A 25,646-nucleotide genomic window follows, 5' to 3' on the forward strand; every position below is an offset into this window, starting at 1 on the left:
ACTGACGTTGCTTAATGGCCGTTGTTTTTCTAATTTAATATCTATTTTAGATTCTTCCTACTGCAATCCGATCTATATTTTTGGGTGAAAGCGGATTTTTTCGGAATTTTGCTGCCATTTGCTCTTACTTTTACAGCTACTAGGCTTCTAGTCAGGAATTGTTGAACCTATCGTCACCTCCTTTAGCAATTATTTACAGAATCCAAAAAATAGCCCTAGTAGAAGTCAAGAGTCCCTTAATGTAGGCCTTTGCCATGTATTCTGTAACTCATTCAAGTGCATACCAACCTATAGCTAATTATGTAACACCGATGCAACTTGCGATCGCTTCCCCAATAGAAGCATTAAATCATCCCTAAGCCGTCCATCAATTCTTACAAACAGCCGCAGAGTTGCCTTATTCCCAGCTTACCACTTCAAACCATTGGCGAAAACTTTCTATCAATTCCTCAAAACCTATAACCGCCACTATTGGCGTTGCAAAGCAATATTCCATTAACCAATAAATGTATAAATTTAGACTATAACATAACTTACGCAACTTACACATTGGTAGGGGCGCAGGGCCTGCGCCCTCGATTGTATTGCATCAAGCGCGACAACTGCTATATACGTTCTTGAAAATAAAAACGATATAAATTACAAAGACATTGCACATCATTTCCTTTAAATTCAATTAACCCCAAACTGCGTAATTTTAAAGCTTGAGTAGAATCTATTCTCATAGGAAGATCACTATTAATTATAGATGTGTAAAGGTTTAAGCTAAAAACGCATCTCTTCTTCCAGTGAGAGAAAAAATAAACCAAAAACAGTCGGTTAAAACCGACTTTAACTTTAAGACAGGGAATTTATTCCCTGGCTGACTACCCAACCTCAAAAATGCTACTGTAGAAGGTGAAAATCAATTTGTGATTTCTTTGTGTTTTCCCGTAACTACCCTGCTGTATTCCTGAGTTTTGCTGTTTTACTATCCTTAACAGCCTGTGCTAACAGTCAATCTGCTAAAAACCTAGAACAATCATTAGCGGCTGACCCTCAGTTGCAAAATAATCCTGTTCCCTTTGGCAAACCTCAGAGTCAGCAAACAACACCAAACCCCAACACATCAACAATTAAATTACCGGCTGATTTTCCCGCAGATATTCCCATTTACCCCAACGCCAAACTAGAGGAAGTTACACCAGCTAATTCCGAAAATAAAATATCAATTCGTTGGCAAAGTGCAGATCCTAGCAATATAATCACCAGCTTTTACCGCCAGCAATTTCAGGCTAAAAACTGGCAAATTGTCCAACAGCCTCAAGATGATGTAGATGGGACTTTTTCCGCCAAACGCAATGATTTACTCATCAATGTCACAATTAAACCACAAACTGTTACCAAAGCCGCACCCAATCAACCGCAAACAGCCACTAAATTATTAATTGAATATTCGTCCAATTCTCAAACTACGTCTACTAACCCAGTTACCCCCTCAGATAATCCAGAATTTATCGGTCCAGTATTACCTAAGACTGATAATACTAACGTAGTCACCCAGCCAACCCTACAGCCAACCACCCAACCGGAAACCTTAACAACTCAGGAATTTACTGATATTCAAAAAGCACCCCCAGAATGGCGCTCTCATATTCAAGATTTAGCTACATTAGGTGTTTTATCTATCGAACCAAAAACCAACGAATTTCTCCCTGATAAAATTATCACCCGTCGGGAATATGCCCGCTGGTTAGTTGCAGCTAATAATGCCATGTATGCGAATAATCCAGCCAAACAAATTCGGTTAGCATCCTCCAGCACTCAACCAGCTTTTAGGGATATCTTAACCAAAGATCCCGATTTTCCAGTCATTCAAGGATTAGCCGAAGCTGGTTTAATTCCCAGTGCTTTATCTGGAGATGCCACAGCGGTTTTATTCCGTCCTGATGCACCCTTGACACGAGAACAATTAATCCTCTGGAAAGTTCCTTTAGATACTCGCCAAGCCTTACCCGCTGCTAATTTAGAAGCCGTTAAACAAACTTGGGGTTTTCAAGATGCAGGTAGTATTGAACCGAAAGCATTAAAAGCAGTTTTGGCTGATTTCCAGAACGCTGAACAATCAAATATTCGCCGAGTTTTTGGCTATACAACCCTATTTCAACCCAAAAAACCTGTAACTCGTGCTGAAGCCAGTTCAGCTTTATGGTATTTCGGTACTCAAGGTGAGGGAATATCTGCAACGGAAGCTTTAAAGCTGAAAAGGTGAGTTTTATTTGATTTTGAGTAAACATCTGACAGGCTATTGTGCCTGTCATTTTTTACCGATTTCTAATTCTTGACTTTACTTTTACGGTGTAGGTGTAGGTGTAGCCGTTGGTGTAGGTGTAGGCGTAGCTGTAGCCGTTGGTTTAACTGTTGGTTTAACTGTTGGTTTAGCCGTTGGTTTAATTGTTGGTTTAATTGTTGGTTTAATTGTTGGTTTAGTCGTTGGTTTAGTCGTTGGTTTAACTGTTGGTTTAGTCGTTGGTTTAACTGTTGGTGTAACTGTTGGTTTAGCTGTTGGTGTAACTGTTGGTTCGGGTTTAGTTACTGGTTTGGTAATGATAGTTTTAACTTCTTCATTTATTTTTTGACGAAGTTGTAAATCAGCAATCCCAGTTTCTGAGAGTTGATGTTTTTTCTGGTACTCCTTTACCAACTCTTCTAACTGGGGACTGTAGAATTGATCACGAGGAAGTAGAGTTTTTGGTTTAAGTACAGTATTCAAATTAGCTTGCAAAATTTGCACAATCATAGCAGCTTGATCTTGGGTTTGGGGACCTGCTTTCCCATCCACCTTTAACTTGTAGCCTGTTTGAAATTCAGTGATAGCCTTTTTAGTTTCCTCATCAGTCAGAGGATCTTTTTTAACCTTAACGTTATAACCCAATCCACGTAATACAGATCGGAATTCATCGGGCTTATAGTTGCGCTGACGAGCGGCAAAAGTCATATCTGAAGACACAACACTTGCTGCCACAATACAGGTTAAAGCTATAGTTACTCTAGACTTGTTTAAACCACACCACATCATAAAAACTCCTTGGGATTAAATCCTTGATACTAAGACACTAGCAGGTAATTCTGAAGTTTTTTTAACCTATGGCTTAACAATTAGTTATTAATTCTGATTAATTCGACTCTAATTGATTACTAATGAATATAACAAAAATTAGTTTTCGCCATCTGCCTAATATCTCCGAACTGATAAAAATACGCACTATCGCTGATCTATACAGATATACTAGGGTTTTAATGATATTAACTGCATCACTAAATAATTATGCACTGAAGCGTAATAATTTCGGGTGTTGCTGAGTAAAAGTATGATTTTATTATGCCTACGGCACGCTGCGCGAACACGCAGAGGCGCTCCAGACGCAGAGAGTAAGAGTTTGAGAAATGGAATTTTCGACTTTCATACCCCAATTCACCAACGCCTAATAGTAGAGGACTCGTAACTTCTGACTCCTGATTTCTGCTATAACATTCATGACACTGGTTTTCAAACTGATGCTACTGTATTTCGTAAACCTGTAATTTACTATAACTAGAAATCATGAGCAAATTAAAAATTTCCCAACACAAAAACCTATGGTTTGAAAGAGTCATGGCAATTACAGCCACTGTCAATTTGGTATTAGTTTTCTTTGATTTAAGTTATGTACCTTGGAGAGATTTTTACTTCCGTCGAGTTCCTGGAATAACTCGATTATACGATCCAATCAAAGGTATTGAACCTCATCGTGACACAAAACAATATCTAGAAGCAGTAGATGGATTAGAAAAACAGGTAATTCAAACAGGGTTAAACTCTCCTCAAGTCAAAACTAAGTTGGAGGAACTTCACTTTCTTAGCAAAGAGATGATTGATAGTAATCCTTTTGCGGGTGCAGGCAAGAGTGGAACGCTGGAAAAAATCAAAAACCGGATGCGGGAACACGTCGGACAAAAATCTGCAAAAGGTGCATTTAATACTTTTTGGAGTCAGGAGTATTTATCTAAACATGGTTGGAATCAGGAAATAGCTTTTTTTAACCAAAAAATTCGCCCTGGAATTGCTAAAAACTATTATCGAAAAATTGGTGAGAATGGGGAATTTTTAGATAAATTCTGGATAATTGATTTACCATTTGTAGTTCTATTTGCCACAGAATTACTAGGACGTACTTTCTTAATAAAACGTAGATATAGCCATTTAAGTTGGTTAGAAGCAATTCTTTGGCGTTGGTATGATATATTATTGCTAATACCAATTTGGCGATATTTACGAATCATCCCAGTTACCATCAGACTTGATCAAGCAAAGTTAATTGATTTTTATGTAATTAGACGGCAAATTCATCAAGGTATTCTTGCTAATTTTGCCGAAGAAATTACAGAAATTGTCGTAGTCCAAGTAATTAACCAGGTTCAAGGTTCAATTAAACGAGGTGAAATTACCCGTTGGCTACTAGAATCAGATCATCTGCGTTCTTATATAGATATTAATAATATCAACGAAGTCGAAGCAATTACTGGATTGTTAATTAAAACTCTGGTTAATCAGGTGTTACCTAAAATTCAACCAGAAGTAAATGCAATTTTGTGCCATAGCATCGCCATTGCTTGTCAACAATTACCAGGATATAGTAATATCCTCCTGTTACCAGGATTAGGTAAAGCTCAAACACAAATTAGTGAACAACTAGCCACGCAAATCACTAATAATATCTATGCTGCTTTATCTAGTACCATCAAAGATCCTGTCGCGGCAAAACTTTCTACTCAGCTAATAGAAAAATTCACAGCTTCATTTAGTTCAGAAATACAGCAAAAACAAGTTTTAGTGGAAATTCAAAGTTTACTAAATGACTTTTTAGAAGAAGTTAAAATTAACTATATTCAACGTCTATCTCAAGAAGATATAGATAAAATTTTGGAAGAAACTAGAAAAATGCGGACGGAGTCATCCAGTAGTTTATCTATTCGCAAATAAAAAATGGCTCTACCGTTCCCTCCTTTATGTAAAACAATATTTATTGTAGGTTGGGTTGACGCAAGGAAACCCAACAACTCTTACTATCTTACCGCCAATGTTGGGTTTCACTTCGTTCAACCCAACCTACAAAAATTAAATTAATATTCTTTTCCATAAGGGGAGCGGTAGAATCTAAAAAATTAGCCAATAGATAGATGAAAATTAGGAGGATTTTTGTCAGGATGGGATTTAGTTGTACTTGTGATTCATTAAAAACATGAATAAAATCATAAATACCGATATTAATCAGATTGATATCAGGTTACTTCTAGAAGAGATAAATCCCGGACAAGCAGAAACTTTATGCGGTGGTTATTGTCAATCATCACAGGATGATCAAGATGCGTACATGAGTGATATTGCTGAGATTATCAATAATGCCAAAAAACAAGCTGAAGGTGTAGATAATAAACGCAGTAATCAGAAGATTAATACCATAAATAATGCCAAAAAAACCTACCTAAATGGTGTAGAAATACCCCGTAAGGGAAAAACCGCAACTATATCCTTGTGAAATCCAAGTTAACCTGAGTTCGGTGTTAGGAGTTCGGAGTTATGATTTTTTCAACGAGATCACAAGGGTTTGAGACTCATACTTGGGGCGAGTTTTCCACAAATTATCTTATGTCGAACTCAGGTCAAGTTAGCTAAATCATTAACTTTCTGAAGAATGAATAAACTTTCATCTCCTCCACGACCAATTCTTAAAGTTTCATCTAAGTAGGTAATATCAAGAGTCGCAATTATCCCTTGAGGATTATTAGCTGCTACAACTTTAAATGGATTTAATTTAGGGGTGTTAATACCTACTATTTTTTCAATGGCTAAGTAACGTTTATCAAAATTAACATTGATGCGTTTATCTGCTAAACCTGATGGATCTATAGCAGGTTGAAAACTAGCTGTTACTTTCACATATCCTGATATGATTTTCAGAGGATGTTGCACTTGCGCTATATTAAAAAATAGTTTATCGGCAATATTAATTACTTGATAAACTTTACCTATTTGTAATCCCAATGGTAGAGAGTCTAAAGAACGGATTTCTCTGGCTGTGGAATATTGTAATTGCCAAACACCTTCTAATAAAGCTGTAGCATGAATGAGAGGTTGAGGGTGAGGATTGAGACTTTCTAATTCGGCTGTTAATTGTTCAATTTCTGCGACTAAAGTTTGATCAAGCTTTAAATTAGTAATAGGAGAACCATCACTTTTAGCTTGATTTCTCTTGATTGTTGCTTGTAATTTCTCTTTCAAAAGTTGATTATTCATAAGATTAATTTTTTTGATACGTAGTGAGACAGAGTTGATTACACAATGTCATTGCGTAAGCGTTGCGTGGCGTTAGCCATATGGAACGAAGTGAAATGAAGCAATTCCAAGGGTTGTGATTGCTTCCCTTCGCTTGCAATGACTGTAAATATTTTTGTCCAATTACTTAATAGTTAGAAGAACCCCACCCCCAACCCCCTCCCCGCAAGCGAGGAGGGGACTATGATGTATTTTTTCAAGCAAATAACCTGGCAGTTGATGACAACTACCAGGCTTTTGATTAATCAAAAATTATGTTATGGAAAAATTAAAGAATACCCCAGAAGTGGAGAAAGCCTTTACCAGAAAATAGTTCAATCAAAGCTGCTGCTGAAAACCCAATCATTGCTAAACGGCCATTCCAGATTTCTGCTTCAGATGTAAAACCCCAGCGCCAACCGTTGCGATCTGTAGCTACAGGTGTGTTAGCTGCTTTTGTTGCGTTACCCATGATCAGCACTCCAATTAGGATTTACTAAGTTTTATTGACTTATGTAAATAAATATAACATTTTTTTGCAAAAAAAACAATATTTATTTATATTTTTTTTGCAACTATGTGTGCATCAGTTCAAGGATTAGGCTTTTTTAAACAACATGATCTGGTTCTAAGGCGCAGGGATAAGCTGAATCGCCTGTTTCTACCTGAATAGTAGAATGTTTGATACCGAAATGGTGTTCAAGTTCCTGAGAAACTTCCCATAAAAAAGCATCACCAGGATAACCTTCTGACATGACTAAATGAACTGTGAGTGCGGTTTCCGTTGTACTCATAGCCCAGATATGAAGATCGTGGATTTTCGACACTCCAGGACATTCAATTAAGTAATTTTTCACGGCACGGGGTTCAATTCCTGCTGGTACGCCATCAAGTGCTAAATTTACAGAGTCTCTGAGTAAATGCCACGTGCCGACCACGACGACTCCCACAAGCAGCAAGCTAACTAATGGGTCAAGCCATAGCCAATGGGTGAATAAAATCACAATTCCGGCTACCACAACTCCCAATGATACCAGGGCATCAGCAGCCATGTGTAAAAATGCGCCCCGAATGTTTAAGTCGCTTTTACGTCCTGACATAAACATAAGTGCAGTAGCAGTATTAATGATAATGCCAACTAGGGCAACACCAATAATTGTTCCTCCTGATACTGGTGCGGAATTATGAAAACGACGAATGGCTTCCCAAGCGATCGCCCCCATAGATAAAAGTAAAACTACGGCATTGGCTAAAGCTGCTAGAATTGATGAGGCACGCAATCCATAGGTATAGCGGTAGCTGGGAGGACGACGGGCAAGGGAACTTGCACCCCACGCCAGGAGAAGTCCCAATACATCACTCAGGTTATGACCCGCATCAGCAAACAAAGCCAAGGAATGTGCTAGGTAGCCATAGGTGGCTTCAACGATGACAAATCCTATATTCAATGCAGTGCCAATAGCAAAAGCCCGACTAAATGTTGCTGGGGTGTGATTGTGATTATGGTGTCCATGTTCGTGATGATGATGGTGGTTGTGTGTCATGGTGATGTGGGTATAAGGGATGGATGGTTTTTCACGCAGAGACGCAAAGGCGCAGAGAGTAAGAGTTTGAGAGATGGAATTTTTGACTTTCTTACCTCAATTCTCCAACGCCGAAAATTCTATGTTAATTCTGATTTTTGAGTTAATATTCAGGGATGTTCATCTTTGCAAATACCTTTTTCTTCGGCGTTGCTGATTAAGGGTATGAATTTTAGTCTCACGCAAAGGCGCAAAGACGCAAAGGTAAGAGTTTTAAAGGTTCAATTTAGGAATTTCATACCTCAATTCAGTAACGCCTTTTCTTCTTTCTTCTCTCTTCTGAACTCCTGACTCCTGATTCCTTCTTTCGGACTCCTATAACCAACCTCGCAGGCTATAAATAAAAGTGCCAATATATTCTTTTAATGCACTTGTGAATTGATCTAAATTATCGGTATCAGGTAATAAATTGAGAATTGCGGCTTTGGGAGTGTTGGTAAGTTCTTGAAGTTCCCCTTGACTAACTAGAAAATCTGTGGGTGCGGGAATGACATTCATGCCTTGACGTTGAAAAATTTTCAAGGATCGGGGTGTATGTATCGCCGAGGTGATTAATAATACTTTTTTTATTTGACGAGCTTCGAGGATTTTCCGAACATTGACAGCGTTCTCATGGGTATTGAGGGAATTGGGTTCTTGAATAATGGCTTCAGCCGGAACACCAATGGATGTGAGAATAGCTGCCATGTCTGCTGATTCTGGAGAACCACTACCGCGCCAATCAATGCGACCGCCACTCAGGATAATTATAGGGGCTTTTTTCTGAAAATAGAGTTGGGCTGCATAAATTACGCGATCGCCTGCTTCGTTTAAATCTGCCATTACCCTGGGCCAAGTTGGTGATCTGGTTGCACCTCCTAAGACGACAATGGCTTCAGCGTTGGGGATTTGCGGGGCGGGGATGTTTTGCCATTCTAAGCTGCGGACTAAGGATTTGGCGACCCAGGCATTGCTACAAACTAGCAACAAAGCTAAGGATAAGAAAATGGCGATAGTCGCAATGCGGGGATGTTTTCGTAAGGTGATTAAAGCTACTATTAAACTTACACTTGCCAATCCTAACGGGTAAAAAAATAGGGGGATGATTTTAGATAAGTATAAAAACATAATTGTTTAAGCTAAATAGATAATGTAACGGTATAGGTTTTGGAAATGTCAGGATTTCTTAAAATTTAGGGGCAACTTCCTTCTGGTTGCTTTCATCTACACAAAAACAATCACAAGGCTATCACCCCTAAATATTATGAGAAAAGTTAATATTTCTCAACTTACGGCAAATTGCGGATTAATCAGGTATTGAATATAGATTCAAAGTCAGACACCAAGCTAGTTTTACGCCCGACTCCTGCTGTATTATTCCGCAGTTACCAATTCAGTGCTACCTTTTGTCCGTTTTCGGGTCATGGCATTATAAACCATGATGCCGATGGCTTTAATTAGATTACCTTCCAACTCTTGGAACATTCTCATATTCACACCAAAAGCGGCATTTGCTTCTTCGGTAATGCGATCGCCTGTAGTATCATCAATAGGCATAGCATCTAAATTGGCTCGATACTTAGCCTTAAATGCCTTTTCATCGGTAATATCTGCAAACTCATAAAAAGCAGTTCCTTCACCTTCACCCAGCTTCATTGCGGTTTGGGCAATACCTTTGAGGATTTGTCCCCCTGATAAATCACCTAGATAACGAGTATAGGAATGAGCAATTAATAATTCTGGTTCAGTCGCCGAAATTTCCCGAATCCGGTTTACATAAGCCGCACCCGCAGGAGATAATTTGATTTGCTCTCGCCAATTGTAACCATAGTAGTAATGAAGGTCTTGCTCTAAGGTATGCTTGCGGTTCAGTTCAGGAAAGTAAATTTTGCTTAAAATTGGGTGATGCTTGTGTTTTTCCATTTCCTCTTCCATAGCGGAGTAAATAAAGTAAAAGTTAGCAACCAACTTGCGGTAAGAGTTTTTCTCCACAACTCCCTTTAAAAAACACTTGACAAAACCCACATTTTCTGCCATAGTATGTGCTTTCTTTGTTCCTACACGTAATTTGCTTGCTAAATTGCTGTTCATATTATTAAAATTCTCAACTGTAAAAAAATTAACTGTGGGAGTTTTTTGTCCGTAATGGTGAAAAAACCCCATTAAAACGTAAGATTAAAACTATTTGATGAGAATTTATATTAAAAATCATTAAGCAATGAGTTCCTTTGGCGTTTTATTAGCGTCAAGAATGATGGAAGAAAGTGCTATTCTCCTGTGTGATTGTGTGGAGTTTTTAAATTTATGGTTTCATCAATAGCTCGAAATCAAGGCTGTATTTCCGAAGTTGAGAAGAGTGGGGTATTTAATTCCATACCACTGCCAACTAATGCTTTATTTGGTACGGATGGCATTCGTGGCAAGGTAGGAGACTTGCTGAATGCGCCTTTGGCTTTACAAGTGGGTTTTTGGGCGGGGGTTGTCCTCCGTAATTATGCCACTGTTCCCGGTCCAATTATTCTGGGACAAGATTCCAGAAATTCCAGTGATATGTTAGCAATGGCTTTGAGCGCCGGGTTAACTGCTGCTGGTTTGGAAGTGTGGTATTTAGGATTATGTCCTACACCTTGTGTAGCCTATTTGTCCAGCATCACCAATGCCATTGGGGGAATCATGATTTCCGCCAGCCACAATCCTCCAGAAGACAACGGAATTAAAATCTTTGATGCCGAGGGTGGTAAGTTATCTAAAGCCCTACAAGGCGAAATTGAGGCGGGATTACGAGGTCAATTATCCCCCGATTTGAGAATAAATAATTGCGGTAGACATTATTCCCGACCTGAGTTAATCAAAACATATAGCCAGTCTATCCAAACACCTTTAGCATCTGGACTGACTCTCGAAGGCATGAAGATTGTTTTAGATTTAGCTTGGGGTGCGGCTGTGGGTTTAGGACCTGCGGTATTTAGGTCAATGGGTGCGGAGGTCATTTGTTTACATGATCAGGCAGATGGCGATCGCATTAATGTCAATTGCGGTTCTACACATTTGGATATTCTCCAAGCCGCTGTAGTCGCCAATCAAGCCGATATGGGTTTTGCTTTTGACGGCGATGCAGATCGGGTTTTAGCTGTGGATAATACGGGCAGATCCGTTAATGGTGATTACATTCTTTACCTGTGGGGTCGCCATTTACAACAAAAACAACAACTCCCAGATAATCTAATAGTTTCCACTGTTATGGCTAATTTAGGCTTTGAAATAGCTTGGGAACAAATAGGTGGTAAATTAATTCGTACCGCTGTTGGTGATCAATATGTGCAAGCGGAAATGCAGAAAACTGGGGGAATGTTGGGAGGAGAACAATCGGGACATATCCTGTGTAGTCATTATGCCATGACTGGAGATGGTTTATTAACAGCTTTGCATATTGCAGCGGTGGTGAAAGAGGCTAATCTTTCTTTGGGAGAAATGGTAGATCAAAGTTTCCAAACCTATCCCCAAATCTTACGGAATGTGCGAGTATTAGATCGGGAACGACGCTTAGGATGGGAAAGTTGTCAACCTGTGCAACAAGCGATCGCTATTGCCGAAGTAGCAATGGGTGATCATGGTAGAATCCTAGTTCGGGCTTCGGGAACAGAACCCGTAATTAGAGTTATGGTAGAGGCCGCTAATGCTGAACTTGTCCACCATTGGACAAATGAATTAGTCTCAAAAGTTGAGGAACACCTGGCTTAAACTTAAAATTTTGTTGCCAACCGCGACAGTCCGATAGGATAATCGGTCTTTTGTGTCATACTGTCACGGTAGAATATAGATGTTTTCTTAAAATACAGGGAATCTTACATGACTCTTCGTCTTGGTGATACAGTACCTAACTTTACTCAAGCCTCCACCCATGGGGAAATTGACTTTTACGCCTGGGCTGGTGATAGCTGGGTGGTACTATTTTCTCATCCTGCTGACTTTACACCAGTTTGCACGACCGAACTAGGAACTGTTGCCAAACTCAAACCAGAATTTGATAAACGCAATGTGAAAGCGATCGCTCTCAGCGTTGATGATGTAGAATCTCATAATGGCTGGGTTGGTGACATTGAAGAAACCCAAAGCACCACTCTCAATTACCCAATTTTGGCAGATCCAGATCGTAAGGTTTCTGAACTTTATGATATGATTCACCCCAACGCAGCGGCTACTGTCACTGTACGTTCTGTGTTTGTCATTGACAATAACAAAAAACTGCGTCTTTCTTTCACCTATCCTCCCAGCACTGGCCGCAATTTTGATGAAATTTTGCGCGTCATTGATTCTCTGCAATTAACTGATAATTACAGTGTTGCTACTCCCGCAGACTGGAAAGATGGTGAAGATGTGGTAATTGTCCCTTCTTTGAAAGATCCTGAAGTCCTCAAGGCTAAGTTTCCTAAAGGTTATGCAGAAATTAAACCTTATTTGCGGATGACTCCTCAACCTAACAAGTAGGTTTTCATAACAGTAAATATTTCCTTGTCGGGTGGGTTAGCAAAAATGTAACCCACCATTACTTTTTTGGTCTTACACTCTCGTTGCATTACTTATTTTTTGTTGAAGAGAGGTAATAATTTCAGGAGTTAATTCTGCTTCTGGTTGTGCTACTTCACGTTCAGCTAAAACCGATTTAATTTGACTTTCGGAAGCTTTTCCTAAACCTTGTAACAGTCTTTTAAAGCTTTGATTACTAGCTGTGTTAGTTGTCATAATTTGATATTTGGTTATTTGAAAACTTGATTGCTAATCTATTTATCAGATTAAGTAACTCTAATTCATTTTTTATGTTCTCTTTGCATTCACTTTCATCTATATTAATTTCAGTATATTTTGTATTCGATAATAAAGTTATATAATCGCTGTCATTTGGTAATAAATAGTTGATATAAATTCCTTCTCTATTATTTTCAACTAGAAAATTGCTAGAATAGTAGTCATCAGGTATACGTTTTGGTAATGCTCTTGTTGTTAAAATATCCTCAATGAATAAAGTAGTTGATTCAGTAATTTTTTGATGATTATATTTATCCGTTAACTCATTTAACTTAGAAACATAAGGATATAATTCAGCCTTATTCTTATATTGAATTTGTAAAATAATGAAACCTTTTGCAGCTTCTTCTGCTATTTGTTCCTTGGGAACTTTTGAATTAAATGGAGTTAATAAAATTCCTTGAAATTTAATTTTTAGTTTTGTGGGTAAATGATCAGAAATTTCAGTTTTTAAAATATCTCTCAATTTTACAATTTGATCTATTCCGCGCTTCAATTCATCACTACTTGTACCTTTCATTTCAATGATAGTGCAAATGCAAGATTTAGAATCAATATAAAGAGACATATAATCTGGTCTTCTTACTGTTTGCTCTCTTATTAGAGGATCATTTTTCTGATGATCTCTATCTATTTTAAATAAAATACATATAGCATCATTTTGAGAATCTAAAGTTATCCGAAAATGTACTCCACTTTCTGGTGGAGCATTTCTTCCTGGCATTGTACGCATTGTACTAAACACCAGCATATTTTCTAGAAAATTAAAATTTTGCCAATTGAGTTTATCTTTTTTGTCTTTGAGAATTTTAGCAAGATTATTCTTCTGTTTCATCTGCTTTTTCTTGTCCTGCTTCATAAATTTGAAAAAACTTTTGTTGAATATCTACAGAAACATCACTTAAAGTATCCCATCTAATACCATAATCTGGATCATGCAATGAAACTAATTTGTTATCTTTCATTTCATACGCGCTAACTTGATCAATAGGTAAAAATGCTCTTTCATCTTGAAGATATAAATATGAACATTGACGTTTTAATATTTCAGGATTTTCATGATTACCATTAACTAAATTATCTAGATGCGCCATAATATATGGACTATGGGTTGTGAGTAAGATTCTCACACCAAGATTAACAAGAATAGATAATGCTTCCAGTAGCTTTGCTTGTGATTCTGGGTGTAAGTTCATTTCTGGTTCATCTATCACCAAAAAATCACCTTTACTTGCACGATATCTTAAATATAACAGTAATGGTGCAAGTTGCCTGATAGAAGATGAAGCATTATATAGATCAATTTCTAAACCTTTTTTAACTAAAACTTTTATTTCTTTTCCACCTAGCTTAGTAGGTTTTAAATTAGTTTTATTTTTGTTTTGTAGCTGTTTTTCAATCTCATCTGCTAATTTCTGAAATTCGTTTTTATTGTTTGAATTAATCTTCGGTATTGTTTGAAGTTCTATTTCAGATAATAAATGTAAAAAATCTTCCACTGGTTGTGGATAACGAACATCATCTTGATCGCTTTCAGATAATAAATTTAAAAAATCTTCTAAATCTTCTACTGCTTGTGAATAACGAATATCATCTTGATCGGTTTGATCTTTTAACACATCAAATAAACTAAGCTGTTTTACTGAATTACTGTTACTAAATAATTCTCTTTTATTTTTTTTAAGAAGTTCATATCGTCTATTCTGTAAGATTTTATAGGTATTTATAAAAGCATTTCTTTCCGCAGGGAATGGGTAGCTGCTACCAAAAAGTTTCCGTTTAATGTTAAGGATAAATATTACATCAGGTTTATGTTTAAAAGCACGCATAAATTCTGATATATTTAAGTTATTTTGTTCAGTTTTAGCTAAATCTCTAGATTGGAGTTCAAAGCATAAAATATCATCTTGATAACTTATTTTATAATAAGTAGTATCTGCTAAATGTAAATATTCTTCCTGAATTAATTTATTGATTGCATTTTTGACTTCTTGGCGAGAAATTATCATCTCAAATGATGTTTGATAAAAAAGTTTACCACTTGAATCTTGAAAAAATGATTTTAGAATTTCTCCTTTAAAAACCCTGGACATCTCTTCAGACTCTCTGATAAAAAAATCCAGCAGCTTATTATCTATTTTCAGTGACCAAAGACCTTCACCTTTCTGTTCAATCCCTAATTGATCAGATGTAATATTGGTTGAATTGATATTTGTACCAGCACGCTGCCATAAACCATAGGTAGAATAAGCAATATAAGTTTTACCTGAGTTATTAGGTCCAATAATTACTGTCAAAGGACGCAAATCTAACTCTGTTTCTTGAATACTGCCTAAGTTAGAGAATTTGATTTTCATTTTTCGTCTATATTCCAAATAGAAAATACCATTTTAGTATCAACGGCGTTCATGCAGCATCTCCCGTGTAAAATGAGGTGCATTTGATGGAATTGGATTTTGCTGCATTCGTGAAATTAGAGATTTGAGAAAACGTTGTTTACTTTCTACATCTGAAATGGGAGGTGAAACAACAGAACTTGATTGGACGAGTAATTCCACCTCAGAACCTTCAGGCAAATTACAGACTGTTTCCAAAATGAATGTGCCGTTACGATAGACTGCTTTTAGGGTAGGGGGCATAATAGAAAACTCCATAACTTAATTATTGTAGAGCAAGTTAAGCCAATAATCAGAATCACCCATCAATTAACAAGTTAATATTGCATTAGCATCCAAACTTTTTTACTTCATATACTTCACATTGTCCCTAGTGGTAATAGAATAAGAACGATATCCTTGTAAAGCCTACCAAGAGCAAAAGGTAGAGGTTAAGTAGCAGATTTGACAGAATTGGATCACCACAACTCTGTATCCAGAAGAAATTAGTAGCATTTTAGAAGTTAGTAAGATTTTTATGGTTTCCCAAATTCGGTTTTTGATGTGCGCTCCTGACCATTATGATGTGGATTATGTGATTAATCCTTGGATGGAAGGGAATATTCATAAGTCATCACGCGATCGCGCCGTAGAGCAATGGAATAAATTATACAATGTCATTAAAAATCACGCCATTGTTGATTTAGTTGCCCCAGAGAAAGGTTGGCCTGATATGGTATTCAGTGCTAACGCGGGTTTAGTCCTTGGTGAAAACGTCGTTCTTAGCCGCTTTTTGCATAAAGAACGCCAAGGAGAAGAACCGTATTTTCAACAGTGGTTTGAACAAAATGGTTTTAATGTTTACACACTTCCTAAAGACCTCCCCTTTGAAGGTGCTGGTGATGCACTCCTAGACCGAGAAGGACGCTGGTTGTGGGCTGGATATGGTTTCCGGTCAGAATTAGATTCTCACCCCTACCTGGCTAAATGGCTGGACATTGAGGTGATTTCTTTGCGGTTGATGGATGAACGTTTTTATCATCTTGATACCTGCTTCTGTCCTTTGGCGAATGGTTATTTGCTGTATTATCCTGGTGCGTTTGATTCTTACTCTAACCGCGTGATTGAAATGCGCGTCGCACCTGAAAAGCGGATTGCTATTGAAGAAGCTGATGCTGTTAACTTTGCTTGTAATGCGGTGAATGTGGATAGCATCGTGATTATGAACAAAGCCAGTGAGAGTTTAAAATCACGTTTGGCTGAAGTTGGTTTCCAAGTCATTGAAACACCGTTAACAGAATTTCTCAAAGCCGGTGGGGCGGCTAAATGCTTGACTTTGCGGGTAACAGAACCTATTGGCGAGGAAATTCACGCTAATGCTTCTGTAGAAAGTCGTGTCATTCGCATGGAAGGACACTTGCTAGATGCAGGTTTAATTAACCGCGCTTTAGATTTAATTGTGGAAATGGGGGGAAGTTTCCAAGTTCTCAAATTCAACTTGGGAGAACAACGTCAAAGTACATCTGCGGCTGAGGTGAGGGTATCTGCACCATCTCACGAAGTGATGGAAGAAATCATCTCCCAGTTGATTGATTTGGGTGCAGTTGATTTACCCCAAGACGAACGAGATACTAGATTAGAACCTGTGATCCAAGCGGGTGTTGCTCCTGATGATTTCTATGTCAGCACGATTTATCCTACTGAAATTCGTGTAAATGGAGAATGGCTGAAGGTGCAAAATCAACGCATGGATGGGGCGATCGCTATTTCCACAACTGCTAATGGTATAGTAGCAAAATGCAAACTCCTCCGGGATTTAGAAATCGGCGACAAAGTAGTTGTAGATGTTTTAGGTATCCGCACCGTCCGCAAAGCTGAATCACGCGAACAACGCAATTCCCAAGAGTTCAGCTTTATGTCTTCCGGTGTTTCCAGCGAAAGACGGGTGGAATTAGTCGTGGAACAGGTGGCTTGGGAATTACGTAAAATTAAGGATAGCGGTGGTAAAGTAGTTGTTACGGCAGGTCCTGTGGTAATTCACACAGGTGGCGGTGAACATCTCTGTCGCTTAGTGCGAGAAGGCTATGTACAGGGACTTTTGGGTGGAAATGCGATCGCTGTTCATGATATGGAACAAAACCTGCTGGGAACATCCCTGGGTGTGGATATGAAGCGCGGTGTAGCTGTGCGCGGTGGCCACCGACATCATTTAAAAGTCATTAATATCGTCCGCCGTTTTGGTAGCATTGCTAAAGCTGTAGAAGCGGGAGTGGTGAAAAGTGGGGTGATGTATGAATGTGTGAAAAATAACATTCCCTTTTCTCTCGCTGGTTCAATTCGGGATGATGGTCCGTTACCCGATACCCAAATGAACTTGATTTTAGCACAACAGGAATATTCTAAAATCATTGAAGGTGCAGACATGATTTTGATGCTGTCTTCCATGCTGCATTCTATTGGGGTGGGAAATATGACTCCCGCAGGTGTGAAGATGGTTTGTGTGGACATTAACCCGGCTGTGGTGACAAAATTGAGCGATCGCGGTTCAATAGAATCTGTAGGTGTGGTGACTGATGTGGGTTTGTTCCTCAGTCTGTTAACTCAGCAATTGGATAAGTTAACAAGTCCTTATGTTGCTAATGTAGGTTAAGAAATATCTCACGCAAAGGCGCAAAGACGCAAAGGGTTTTTCTGGGCGTTTTTGTGTCTTTGGTTTGGAAGTTTTTTTCACGCTCCAGGCGCAGAGGACACAGAGAAATATAATATAAGCAGTACCATTTATTCCTGTACTCACTATCAAAGCTAAGGTATTATTGGAATTGGAGAAAGAAAAAAATCATAATTTTCATTTACAAGATTTACCTTCTCAATTTGAATATCCGTTAATTATGGAGGTATAATGGGGGGATTAGCGGGTTTTTCCTATCGAGAAGAGTTAAAAATAGAATTATGGGAAAAATACAAATAATTGACTCTAATCAATCCTACACATTTGCTGATTATTTCAAATTGAATTATGAACCAGATGAAATTATAGGATATTTTGGCTATAAGTTTCAATCACAATCTCTAACTTTACCAACAACTCAACAAAATTTAGAAAGATTAACAGATCTAAAAAATCGTATTGAAGAAAGTTTACCCTATATTAGTTTAACCAGTGAAACCGCCAGAAGAGAATTTTTAATTGCTCCTGTAATTATGGAACTAATTCACTATACCCATGCTAAAGTTAGAGTAGAGTATGGGTTAAATATCAATAATCAATTAAAAGGAGTTGTTGATTATTATATTAAAGCTGATAACCAATTATTAGTTATTGAAGCTAAAAATGCCGATTTAGAAAGGGGAATTGTCCAATTAGCCGTAGAATTAATTGCCTTTGATAATTGGTCTCCTATTGATAATCCTATCCTGTATGGTGCAGTTTCTATTGGTAATATTTGGCAATTTGTAATTTTACATCGGGAATCAAAAGAAATTACTCAAGATTTAAACCTTTATCGTGTCCCCAATGATTTAGAAATTTTAATGAAAATTTTAGTAGCTTTAATGAAAAATTTATAATTATCAAGTAGGTTGGGTTGCAAAACCCAACACCACAAATTATTATTTCTAATGATCTTGTTGATTTAACCAAGTTACTAAATCAGCAACTTCAGAAATATTAAACAACGCAGCACCTAAATTTTCTAACTGTTCAACAGGTAAACCTTTGACTTTTTCAACTATTAAAGAATCAATTTCCCCAAACCGTTGATTAAGTAAACGTAGACAAAATTTAACTTCTCCTCTTTGTTCTCCAATTCTTTCTCCCTTCTGCAAAATGTCCTGATAAATGACTGATTCTTGCATAATATCCTCACTTAACAATTGACGAATAAAGTCTTTCTCAAATCGCAAACCTGCTAAAATCTCTGTGTAAGCGGCAATATTCTGTTTAGTCTCCCTATCTGCAATTTTAGCAACATTATTGGCAATCTGGGATAATAGGCTTTGAGGTGAATTTGTCTGTGTTAATGGTGCTAATGGTAATAATGCCAGATTATTGAGAAATAAAGCTGAATCTTGTTCCCACATTCTGATTACACGATAACGGTGTCGTGTTGTTTCGTTAATATATTCTTCAGTAAAAACAATTGGATCATTTGTTTCTTGCAGGAAAATCACTACTTGGGTTACAGGAACTTGATATGTACGGATTAATCTCACTGAATAGTCTAACTCTCTAAAAGGAATTGGAGGTTTAGATTGTGGGTTGGTTTGAAATTCAATATGTAAAATCCGATTTTCTGTTTGTAAGAAGGTGACAAAATCAGCGCGAATTGGTTCTATACTCAATTCGGTTTTTAAGACTTTGATGGTTTTTGGTGCTTGGGGAAGTAACCATTTAGCAAAATCAAAGGGATATTTTTCTGCTAGTAGTTTACAAACGTTGTCAAAACTCATGAGGTTATAAAATTAAATTGTCAGAATCAGGATATCCAGGATTTAAGGATTTCCAGGATGTTTGTTTGAGTTGTGTTTTTAGGGTTTAAGAGTTTATGATTAATGTTAATATATACGATTTTCAACATAAAATTTTCAAAATAAAAATTATAAATACTCAATTCATTTAAAATAATTTAGGGATAGGGATATGGATATTACAAAAATCCTGATTCAGACAATATTCAGTTTCGCGCAAAGACGCAAAGGAAAACCAGCAATTTATCAATAACATCCTGTAAATCCTTAAATCCTGGATATCCTGATTCTGACAATATTGAATATTCATTTTCACGCAAAGACGCAAAGGAAAACCAGCAATTTATCAATAACATCCTGTAAATCCTCAAATCCTGGAAATCCTGATTCTGACAATATTGAATATTCATTTTCACGCAAAGACGCAAAGGAAAACCAGCAATTTATCAATAACATCCTGTAAATCCTTAAATCCTGTACTTCGACTTCGCTCAGTAACCGGATATCCTGATTCTGACAATTTAAAAAATGTGTGCTATCCTAAGCAAAGACACCACAATCTGCTTTACTGTCGAAAGAAAAAATTTTATTTTTCCGCCTAACGGCGGGGGTTAAGAAGGGAAAAGAGAAAGAAAAGAAAAGAGCAAAAGAGCAAGAGTGTAAAGGGCTACTAAGTCCTCGCCGCACCACTACACACAACCCGAAAACCAACAATGTCGTTGCCGAAGTCGAGAGTGTAGGGGTAGCGAAAAGCAGAACGGCAATTAGCAAGACCGTTGAACCACGAACCATCGCGCAGCAGTTTTACATCGCTTCGTCCTGTCAAAGCAATACCGTCTCTAGGCGCATCACTATAATTATCTATATAATCATCCAAACACCATTCCCACACATTACCGTGCATATCATACAAACCAGAAGCGTTAGGGGGAAAAGAACCTACATCTGTGGTTTGTTGACGGTTTTTGCCTTCTGGTGCAGAAACATAGGTGTAATTACCATCATAGTTTACCAAATCAGTGGTTATGCTTTCACCAAAATAAAACGGTGTAGTAGTTCCGGCTCTACAAGCATACTCCCATTCAGCTTCACTGGGTAATTTATAGTTTTTTCCTGTTTTTTGACTTAACTTTTCACAGAATTTAACTGCATCATTCCAACTGACTCGTTCAACTGGGCGATTATTGCCTTTGAATGCAGAAGGGTTACCACCCATGATAGCTTGATATTGTGCCTGTGTCAATTGATATTTTCCCATGAAGAAACTAGGAACAGTAACTTGATGTTGGGGACTTTCGGTTGAATTCCTTCTTGCTTCGTTTTCCGGTGAACCCATGATAAATGTTGTTGCCAATTATTCACCCAACTAAAACCATTTCTTGTCCATAAATTAAAAGGATGAACCCCTGTTAAAAGATGAAAACAAGTTGCACCTAAAGCAAATAAATCACTGGCTCGATAAGCTTCACCAAGCTGAATTTGTTCCAGTGGACTATAACCATGAGTACCTATTCGTGTTCCTATTTGGGTGTGAACTGTGGTAGTTAATTGTTTCGATGCCCCAAAATCAATTAATACCAACTTACGATCACTGGCTCGGCGCATGATATTCTGTGGTTTAATATCCCGATGAATAACCTGGCGCTCATGAATAAACTTTAAAGATGGTAATAAATCTAGTAATAATTCCCGAATTTGATTTTCGTTATATTTACCCTTTTGTTTTAATTCATCTAATAAATTATCCCCTTTAATAAACTGTTGTACTAAATAGAGAAAACCATTATCTTCAAAATAAGCAAACAGCATTGTTATTTGCGGGTGTTCTCCTAAATCTTGTAAGCGTTTAGCTTCTTCAATAAATAATTCTGTGGCTTTTTTTAAAGCGTAAGTTCCTGACTGTTTAGGTGCAAGTTGCTTGATTACACAAGTTTCATTGAGTTTCTGGCTATCTTCCGCTAAATAGGTTCTCCCAAAACCACCTTCAGCAGAAAGCACCCGCAATACTCGAAAGCGATTGATTAATAATGGTATTAACGGGGTTCTGCAACTTTGACAGAACTTGTTATGATCAGGGTTGATAGCTTGGGAACAATCCGGGTTTAAACAGCAGATCATAATCTGTGGCAGATGACTGTATAACCTTTATCATACAACATAAGTAATTTTCTGTCCCTTCCTGATATAGCGGTATGCACTTAAATGAAATACATCATCAACCCTTGCAGATACCACTTGTGGTACACCGTAGCCTTTAAGGAGAGGGCTAGGGAGAGGTAGGGAAGGGGGGAAGGGGGGTTAGGTTTCTGGAGATTATCGGTTTCATCTAATACTTTTCAAACAACCTCTTATACCAAATTTTTTTCATCTAAAATCTAAAATCTAAAATCTAAAATTCTTATAAGGGAAACTCTCTATAGAATCCCCGCGTCTTTGGACCGGGGAGTGTCAACCTATTTACACTATGCTGTAGTAGTAATCGAAGTTAACGCCCCAGCATCCCCAGCTTTTTTCCTGTCTGGAAACGAGCAAGAGAAGGAGGTCGCCCACTGCGATACAGGAGAAGTTACTCATTCGTAACCCTATGCCATATTGGGATCTGATTCTAGACCCCATTGGTGTTTGAGCATTTCTTGGTAAGTTGCTTCACGGACGACCATTTGCTCATAAAGTTTGACCAAAAAATCCTGAGCTTGTTCGTGGCTCATGTGTTGGACTTGTGTAGCAAAGGAGCGAATGCTAAATTGCTGTTCCAAAGATAGTTCAGTTCGTTGATTCATAATGAACTCCAAAACAAACAAGGTTTAAAGTCGAAATTGATAACAGAATTGAAAAGTTGGAAGTCAGTATTTAAAGGTAAAACAGGCTGTTGCTTGTTATTTAAATTCCTTAGTTCCTTTATTTGCAATCTGTTGAATTACATAAAAGTCCGAAGAGGTAATCCTTGGGCTAGATTTTGCTTAACATTTGTTTCTCTATATTAAGAAAGATAACAAGTCTTTGACAATTTGCCCATCTTTTTGAATTTATTTTTCCGAGGTATGTGCTGGTATTGAATCTATTGATACAAGAATCAACTCCGCAGAGAGCGGATTTGTGCAAGTTGGATGGTTTGATTTTGGTGGAGATTCTTTAAATTACAGTAGTTATGGGTTGGTTGCTATTTAGAGGTTATGGGTGAGAAATCAGGACACAGGCAAGTTTTATGCTTGGCACTGATTTTGATTATCTGATGTCTTAACCGCTTATTTGCTATTTATTTAAGACAGACTACAAGGTGCAATATGTCAATTGTGGAAATTATAGAAATTTAAGCTCCTGTTGTAATTTTTGGAGATTAAAAATATTTTTATCAAATTGTTAATATAAAAAATGCTCAATTTGAACAAATTGTTAAGTATATTTACTTTTTTAGTTAGGCAAGGGGGAAGGGTTCATCTCGTTCCCAGTCTCTGACTGGGAATGCTATCACAGAGGCTCTGCCTAAATCTGTTGTTGAAGGCAGAGCCTTCTGGAGTTCATTCCCATACAGAGTATGGGAACGAGGGGAGACTGGAAAATTAGGCTTTTACGGACACAAGGACAACGGTAATATTATCGTGTCCACCTTGTTCTTTGGCGGCTTCAACTAGGGTGTGAGCAGCTTTTTCTAAATTGGGTGCGTCGTTGATGTATTTAAAGATTTTCTGATCTATGAGTTCTTCTGTGAGTCCATCACTACAGAGGAGTAGGCGATCGCCATTTTCCAGAGTTAGTTGCTGAATATCAATCTGATTCAGGTCTTCCCTACCTAAACAACTGGATAAAACATGACGATAGGGATGAACCCTAGCTTCATCAAGAGTAATATCACCGATTTTCATGGCTTTGGCAATCCATGTATGGTCTTCTGTAATTTGTTCTAATTGTGATTCTCGCAGACGGTAGAGACGGGAATCACCAACATGACCGCATACAGGTAACTCAGATGGACGGATAACTACTACTACGGCTGTCGTTCCCATATCAGCACGTTCAGGATGATTTTGCTGATCTTGAACTATGGCTTTATTTGCAGTGGATAAAGCTTGTTCTAGGAGTTTTGAGGAAGATTCGGGGGATTGCCAATTTTGCTCTAGATATGCACAAATTTCGGCAGTAGCGATGCGACTAGCCTCTTCTCCTCCTGCATGACCACCCATCCCGTCAGCGACTATAAAGAATCGCCCTGCGGGATCAATATAGTAGGAATCTTGATTATAAGCACGAATACGCCCCCGATCTGTACAACCGGTAGATTCAAGTTTCATAGATTTTTCGTGAACAATTAATTAATACATCCGATCATAACGGTCGAGGCGTAAAAGCAACCGAATCAGCATGAATGAAACTGATGCGGCAATTAAACCAATAAAGCTTGCTAACCAGACATAATGGCTAACTAGGAGAATTGTACCAGCAATTGTAAAACCACTGATAATAAGAGCATAACTTATTGCCAGTTGTATATTACTCTGCCGCCGGATCAGGCGTTCAGTTTCGACGGAGCGAACTCGCAGCCGGATATCCCCACGTTCTATTTTATCTAGGGTATCTTCTAATCTCCGTGGTAATCCTAAAGCAGTGCTACTAACTTGGACTGCTTGACGACTTAATTCATTCAAGAAGCTATTCCCCTCAGAACTACTGTTATCTGTCATAAGCTGCATTGCATAAGGCTGGGCAACTTCCATAAAGTTAAATTCTGGATCTAGACCTTTACCGACTCCTTCCAGGGTAGAAAAGGCACGCATGACGAAGGTAAAAGTGGCTGGAAATCTAAATGGTTGATCATAAGCGAGTTCATACAAGTCTTCACTGATAGCTGCCACCGATTGGTTTTCAAAGGGCTTATCCATGAAGTGATCCAGCATAAACTGGACTGAACGACGGACAGGTCCCATGTCATCAACTGGGGCGATCGCTCCTAAATCAACTAGAGATTTTACCACACGATCGCCGTCTTTTTGAGCGATACCAAATAAGGTTTCCATTAATCCTTCGCGGACATTGGATTTAATTGTTCCCATCATCCCGAAGTCGTAGAAAATCAAAGCGCCGTCGGGACTAACTGCCAGATTACCAGGGTGGGGGTCAGCGTGGAAGAAACCATTATTGAGCAGTTGATGGAGATAGGCTTGTGCGCCATAGCGAGCGATCGCTTTTCTATCTACACCCGCAGCATCTAAAGCATCATACTGACTAACTTTAATCCCCGGCACATACTCCAAAGTAATTACTCTAGAAGTAGCATAACGCCAATAAACTCTCGGTACTTTTACCCAATCATAAGGGCGGAAATTCCGGCGGAAAGTATCGGCATTGCGTCCTTCATTCAGATAATCAATTTCTTCCCAGAGAATGCGACAACATTCTTCATATATACCCATCCAATCTCTGCCGCGTCCCCATTTAGGATGATTTTGAAAATAGCGGGCAATACCTTTAAGAATGCCTAAATCAATTTCAAACAGCTTTTTGAGTCCTGGACGTTGGACTTTGACAACTACGGACTCACCAGTATACAAGGTGGCCTTGTGGACTTGACCCAAACTAGCAGCAGCGAGGGGAACAGGTTCAAAATCTTGGAAAAGTGTGGGAACAGTCTTACCTAATTCCTGCTCAATAATTCCTTCTACCTGTTCATAACTAAATGCTGGGACTCTATCTTGTAACTTAGATAACTCCTCCACATATTCAGCAGAGAAAATATCCGCACGAGTTGAAAACAATTGTCCAATCTTAATAAAAGTCGGACCCAAATCTAAAAACGTGGTTCTAATCCAGATTGCTTGGGCTTTGCGTCTAGCTGCTTGCTTAGATTCTGTTACACCACCGGAGTAACTCCAAGCTTTGTTATAGCGCCAAATTTTGAACATCAAGGTCAAGACAAAAGACCAAATATCCACAAAGCGGCGTTTGCTAGAGTATTCTTCCCGATTCCAACGGTATGCTTTGTCTGAGTAACCTTGTTCCATATTTTTCTTATACCGTCGGGTTGTTGCGGAGGGAGGTAGGGGAGGTAGGGGAGGTAGGGGAGGTAGGGGAGGTAGGGGAGGTAGGGGAGGTAGGGGAGGTAGGGGA

24 protein-coding genes are annotated in these 25,646 nt (G+C 38.2%); 7 read left to right on the forward strand and 17 right to left on the reverse strand.

Going from position 1 to position 25,646, the window contains the following annotated elements; genetic code table 11:
* Positions 1-605 precede the first annotated feature (605 nt).
* Positions 606-809, reverse strand: a complete 204-nt coding sequence (locus HEQ36_RS06085; RefSeq protein ID WP_256366864.1) for an AAA-like domain-containing protein — start codon at positions 807-809, stop codon at positions 606-608.
* Between the two features lie 113 nt (positions 810-922).
* Here HEQ36_RS06085 and HEQ36_RS06090 point away from each other — a divergent pair, with 113 nt between their 5' ends.
* Positions 923-2,251 carry an S-layer homology domain-containing protein gene (locus HEQ36_RS06090; RefSeq protein ID WP_168634903.1) on the forward strand — a complete coding sequence of 443 codons (1,329 nt, stop codon included), beginning with the start codon at positions 923-925 and terminating at the stop codon, positions 2,249-2,251.
* Between the two features lie 81 nt (positions 2,252-2,332).
* On the opposite strand, the gene HEQ36_RS06095 is transcribed toward HEQ36_RS06090, so the two are convergent.
* Positions 2,333-3,055, reverse strand: a complete 723-nt coding sequence (locus HEQ36_RS06095; RefSeq protein WP_168635500.1) for a peptidoglycan-binding protein — start codon at positions 3,053-3,055, stop codon at positions 2,333-2,335.
* 528 nt (positions 3,056-3,583) lie between these two features.
* Here HEQ36_RS06095 and HEQ36_RS06100 point away from each other — a divergent pair.
* A complete protein-coding gene (locus HEQ36_RS06100) occupies positions 3,584-5,002 on the forward strand; it encodes a hypothetical protein (RefSeq protein WP_168634904.1) in 1,419 nt (472 codons plus the stop codon).
* A 259-nt stretch (positions 5,003-5,261) separates the two neighbouring features.
* On the forward strand, positions 5,262-5,558 hold the full coding sequence (locus HEQ36_RS06105; RefSeq protein ID WP_168634905.1) for a hypothetical protein: 297 nt from the start codon (positions 5,262-5,264) through the stop codon (positions 5,556-5,558).
* Positions 5,559-5,677: 119 nt separating this feature from the next.
* On the opposite strand, the gene HEQ36_RS06110 is transcribed toward HEQ36_RS06105, so the two are convergent.
* The 5 genes from HEQ36_RS06110 to HEQ36_RS06130 all read right to left on the reverse strand — a co-directional run bounded on the left by HEQ36_RS06110 (position 5,678) and on the right by HEQ36_RS06130 (position 9,987).
* Entirely contained in the window at positions 5,678-6,316 is a 639-nt protein-coding gene (locus HEQ36_RS06110; protein ID WP_039204054.1) for a PAP/fibrillin family protein, read from the reverse strand.
* Positions 6,317-6,623: 307 nt separating this feature from the next.
* A complete protein-coding gene (locus tag HEQ36_RS06115) occupies positions 6,624-6,806 on the reverse strand; it encodes a chlorophyll a/b-binding protein (RefSeq protein ID WP_027402141.1) in 183 nt (60 codons plus the stop codon).
* A gap of 136 nt (positions 6,807-6,942) precedes the next feature.
* Entirely contained in the window at positions 6,943-7,878 is a 936-nt protein-coding gene (locus tag HEQ36_RS06120) for a cation diffusion facilitator family transporter (protein WP_168634906.1), read from the reverse strand.
* A 354-nt stretch (positions 7,879-8,232) separates the two neighbouring features.
* Positions 8,233-9,024, reverse strand: coding sequence for a YdcF family protein (locus HEQ36_RS06125; protein ID WP_168634907.1), 792 nt, complete (start codon positions 9,022-9,024; stop codon positions 8,233-8,235).
* 246 nt (positions 9,025-9,270) lie between these two features.
* Positions 9,271-9,987 carry a heme oxygenase (biliverdin-producing) gene (locus HEQ36_RS06130; protein WP_168634908.1) on the reverse strand — a complete coding sequence of 239 codons (717 nt, stop codon included), beginning with the start codon at positions 9,985-9,987 and terminating at the stop codon, positions 9,271-9,273.
* Between the two features lie 213 nt (positions 9,988-10,200).
* On the opposite strand from HEQ36_RS06130, the gene glmM reads away from it, so the two are divergent.
* Positions 10,201-11,637: a phosphoglucosamine mutase gene (gene glmM, locus HEQ36_RS06135; RefSeq protein ID WP_168634909.1), complete on the forward strand. Its 1,437-nt coding sequence runs from the start codon at positions 10,201-10,203 to the stop codon at positions 11,635-11,637.
* Between the two features lie 108 nt (positions 11,638-11,745).
* Positions 11,746-12,384, forward strand: coding sequence for a peroxiredoxin (locus HEQ36_RS06140; protein WP_015080038.1), 639 nt, complete (start codon positions 11,746-11,748; stop codon positions 12,382-12,384).
* 72 nt (positions 12,385-12,456) lie between these two features.
* On the opposite strand, the gene HEQ36_RS06145 is transcribed toward HEQ36_RS06140, so the two are convergent.
* From HEQ36_RS06145 to HEQ36_RS06160, 4 genes are read right to left on the reverse strand one after another with little or no spacing between them, the layout of a single operon-like run.
* Positions 12,457-12,639, reverse strand: coding sequence for a hypothetical protein (locus HEQ36_RS06145; protein ID WP_168634910.1), 183 nt, complete (start codon positions 12,637-12,639; stop codon positions 12,457-12,459).
* Complete coding sequence (locus HEQ36_RS06150) at positions 12,629-13,537, reverse strand: hypothetical protein (protein WP_201769134.1); 909 nt, start codon at positions 13,535-13,537, stop codon at positions 12,629-12,631. Before HEQ36_RS06150 ends, HEQ36_RS06145 begins: the two co-directional genes overlap by 11 nt.
* The gene (locus HEQ36_RS06155; RefSeq protein WP_168634911.1) at positions 13,521-15,059 is read right to left on the reverse strand and encodes an AAA family ATPase; all 1,539 of its coding nucleotides are present in this window, start codon (positions 15,057-15,059) and stop codon (positions 13,521-13,523) included. Before HEQ36_RS06155 ends, HEQ36_RS06150 begins: the two co-directional genes overlap by 17 nt.
* Before the next feature lie 39 nt (positions 15,060-15,098).
* The gene (locus tag HEQ36_RS06160) at positions 15,099-15,341 is read right to left on the reverse strand and encodes an antitoxin family protein (RefSeq protein ID WP_168634912.1); all 243 of its coding nucleotides are present in this window, start codon (positions 15,339-15,341) and stop codon (positions 15,099-15,101) included.
* Positions 15,342-15,615: 274 nt separating this feature from the next.
* On the opposite strand from HEQ36_RS06160, the gene HEQ36_RS06165 reads away from it, so the two are divergent.
* Both HEQ36_RS06165 and HEQ36_RS06170 read left to right on the forward strand, forming a co-directional pair.
* Entirely contained in the window at positions 15,616-17,727 is a 2,112-nt protein-coding gene (locus HEQ36_RS06165; RefSeq protein WP_168634913.1) for a TIGR00300 family protein, read from the forward strand.
* 299 nt (positions 17,728-18,026) lie between these two features.
* On the forward strand, positions 18,027-18,644 hold the full coding sequence (locus HEQ36_RS06170; RefSeq protein ID WP_015080043.1) for a hypothetical protein: 618 nt from the start codon (positions 18,027-18,029) through the stop codon (positions 18,642-18,644).
* 48 nt (positions 18,645-18,692) lie between these two features.
* On the opposite strand, the gene HEQ36_RS06175 is transcribed toward HEQ36_RS06170, so the two are convergent.
* From HEQ36_RS06175 to HEQ36_RS06200, 6 genes are all read right to left on the reverse strand, one after another.
* On the reverse strand, positions 18,693-19,526 hold the full coding sequence (locus HEQ36_RS06175; RefSeq protein ID WP_168634914.1) for a DUF4351 domain-containing protein: 834 nt from the start codon (positions 19,524-19,526) through the stop codon (positions 18,693-18,695).
* 688 nt (positions 19,527-20,214) lie between these two features.
* Positions 20,215-20,880, reverse strand: a complete 666-nt coding sequence (locus tag HEQ36_RS06180; RefSeq protein ID WP_168635501.1) for a formylglycine-generating enzyme family protein — start codon at positions 20,878-20,880, stop codon at positions 20,215-20,217.
* Positions 20,784-21,662: a protein kinase gene (locus HEQ36_RS06185; RefSeq protein WP_168634915.1), complete on the reverse strand. Its 879-nt coding sequence runs from the start codon at positions 21,660-21,662 to the stop codon at positions 20,784-20,786. Before HEQ36_RS06185 ends, HEQ36_RS06180 begins: the two co-directional genes overlap by 97 nt.
* 464 nt (positions 21,663-22,126) lie before the next feature.
* Positions 22,127-22,324 carry an NblA/ycf18 family protein gene (locus tag HEQ36_RS06190; protein WP_027402129.1) on the reverse strand — a complete coding sequence of 66 codons (198 nt, stop codon included), beginning with the start codon at positions 22,322-22,324 and terminating at the stop codon, positions 22,127-22,129.
* Between the two features lie 780 nt (positions 22,325-23,104).
* Positions 23,105-23,833 carry a Stp1/IreP family PP2C-type Ser/Thr phosphatase gene (locus HEQ36_RS06195; RefSeq protein ID WP_168634916.1) on the reverse strand — a complete coding sequence of 243 codons (729 nt, stop codon included), beginning with the start codon at positions 23,831-23,833 and terminating at the stop codon, positions 23,105-23,107.
* 21 nt (positions 23,834-23,854) lie between these two features.
* A complete protein-coding gene (locus HEQ36_RS06200; protein WP_168634917.1) occupies positions 23,855-25,540 on the reverse strand; it encodes an AarF/ABC1/UbiB kinase family protein in 1,686 nt (561 codons plus the stop codon).
* Between the last annotated feature and the right edge of the window lie 106 nt (positions 25,541-25,646).

The organism is Anabaena sp. 54 (assembly GCF_017355725.1).
In the GTDB taxonomy this organism is placed as follows: domain Bacteria; phylum Cyanobacteriota; class Cyanobacteriia; order Cyanobacteriales; family Nostocaceae; genus Dolichospermum; species Dolichospermum heterosporum.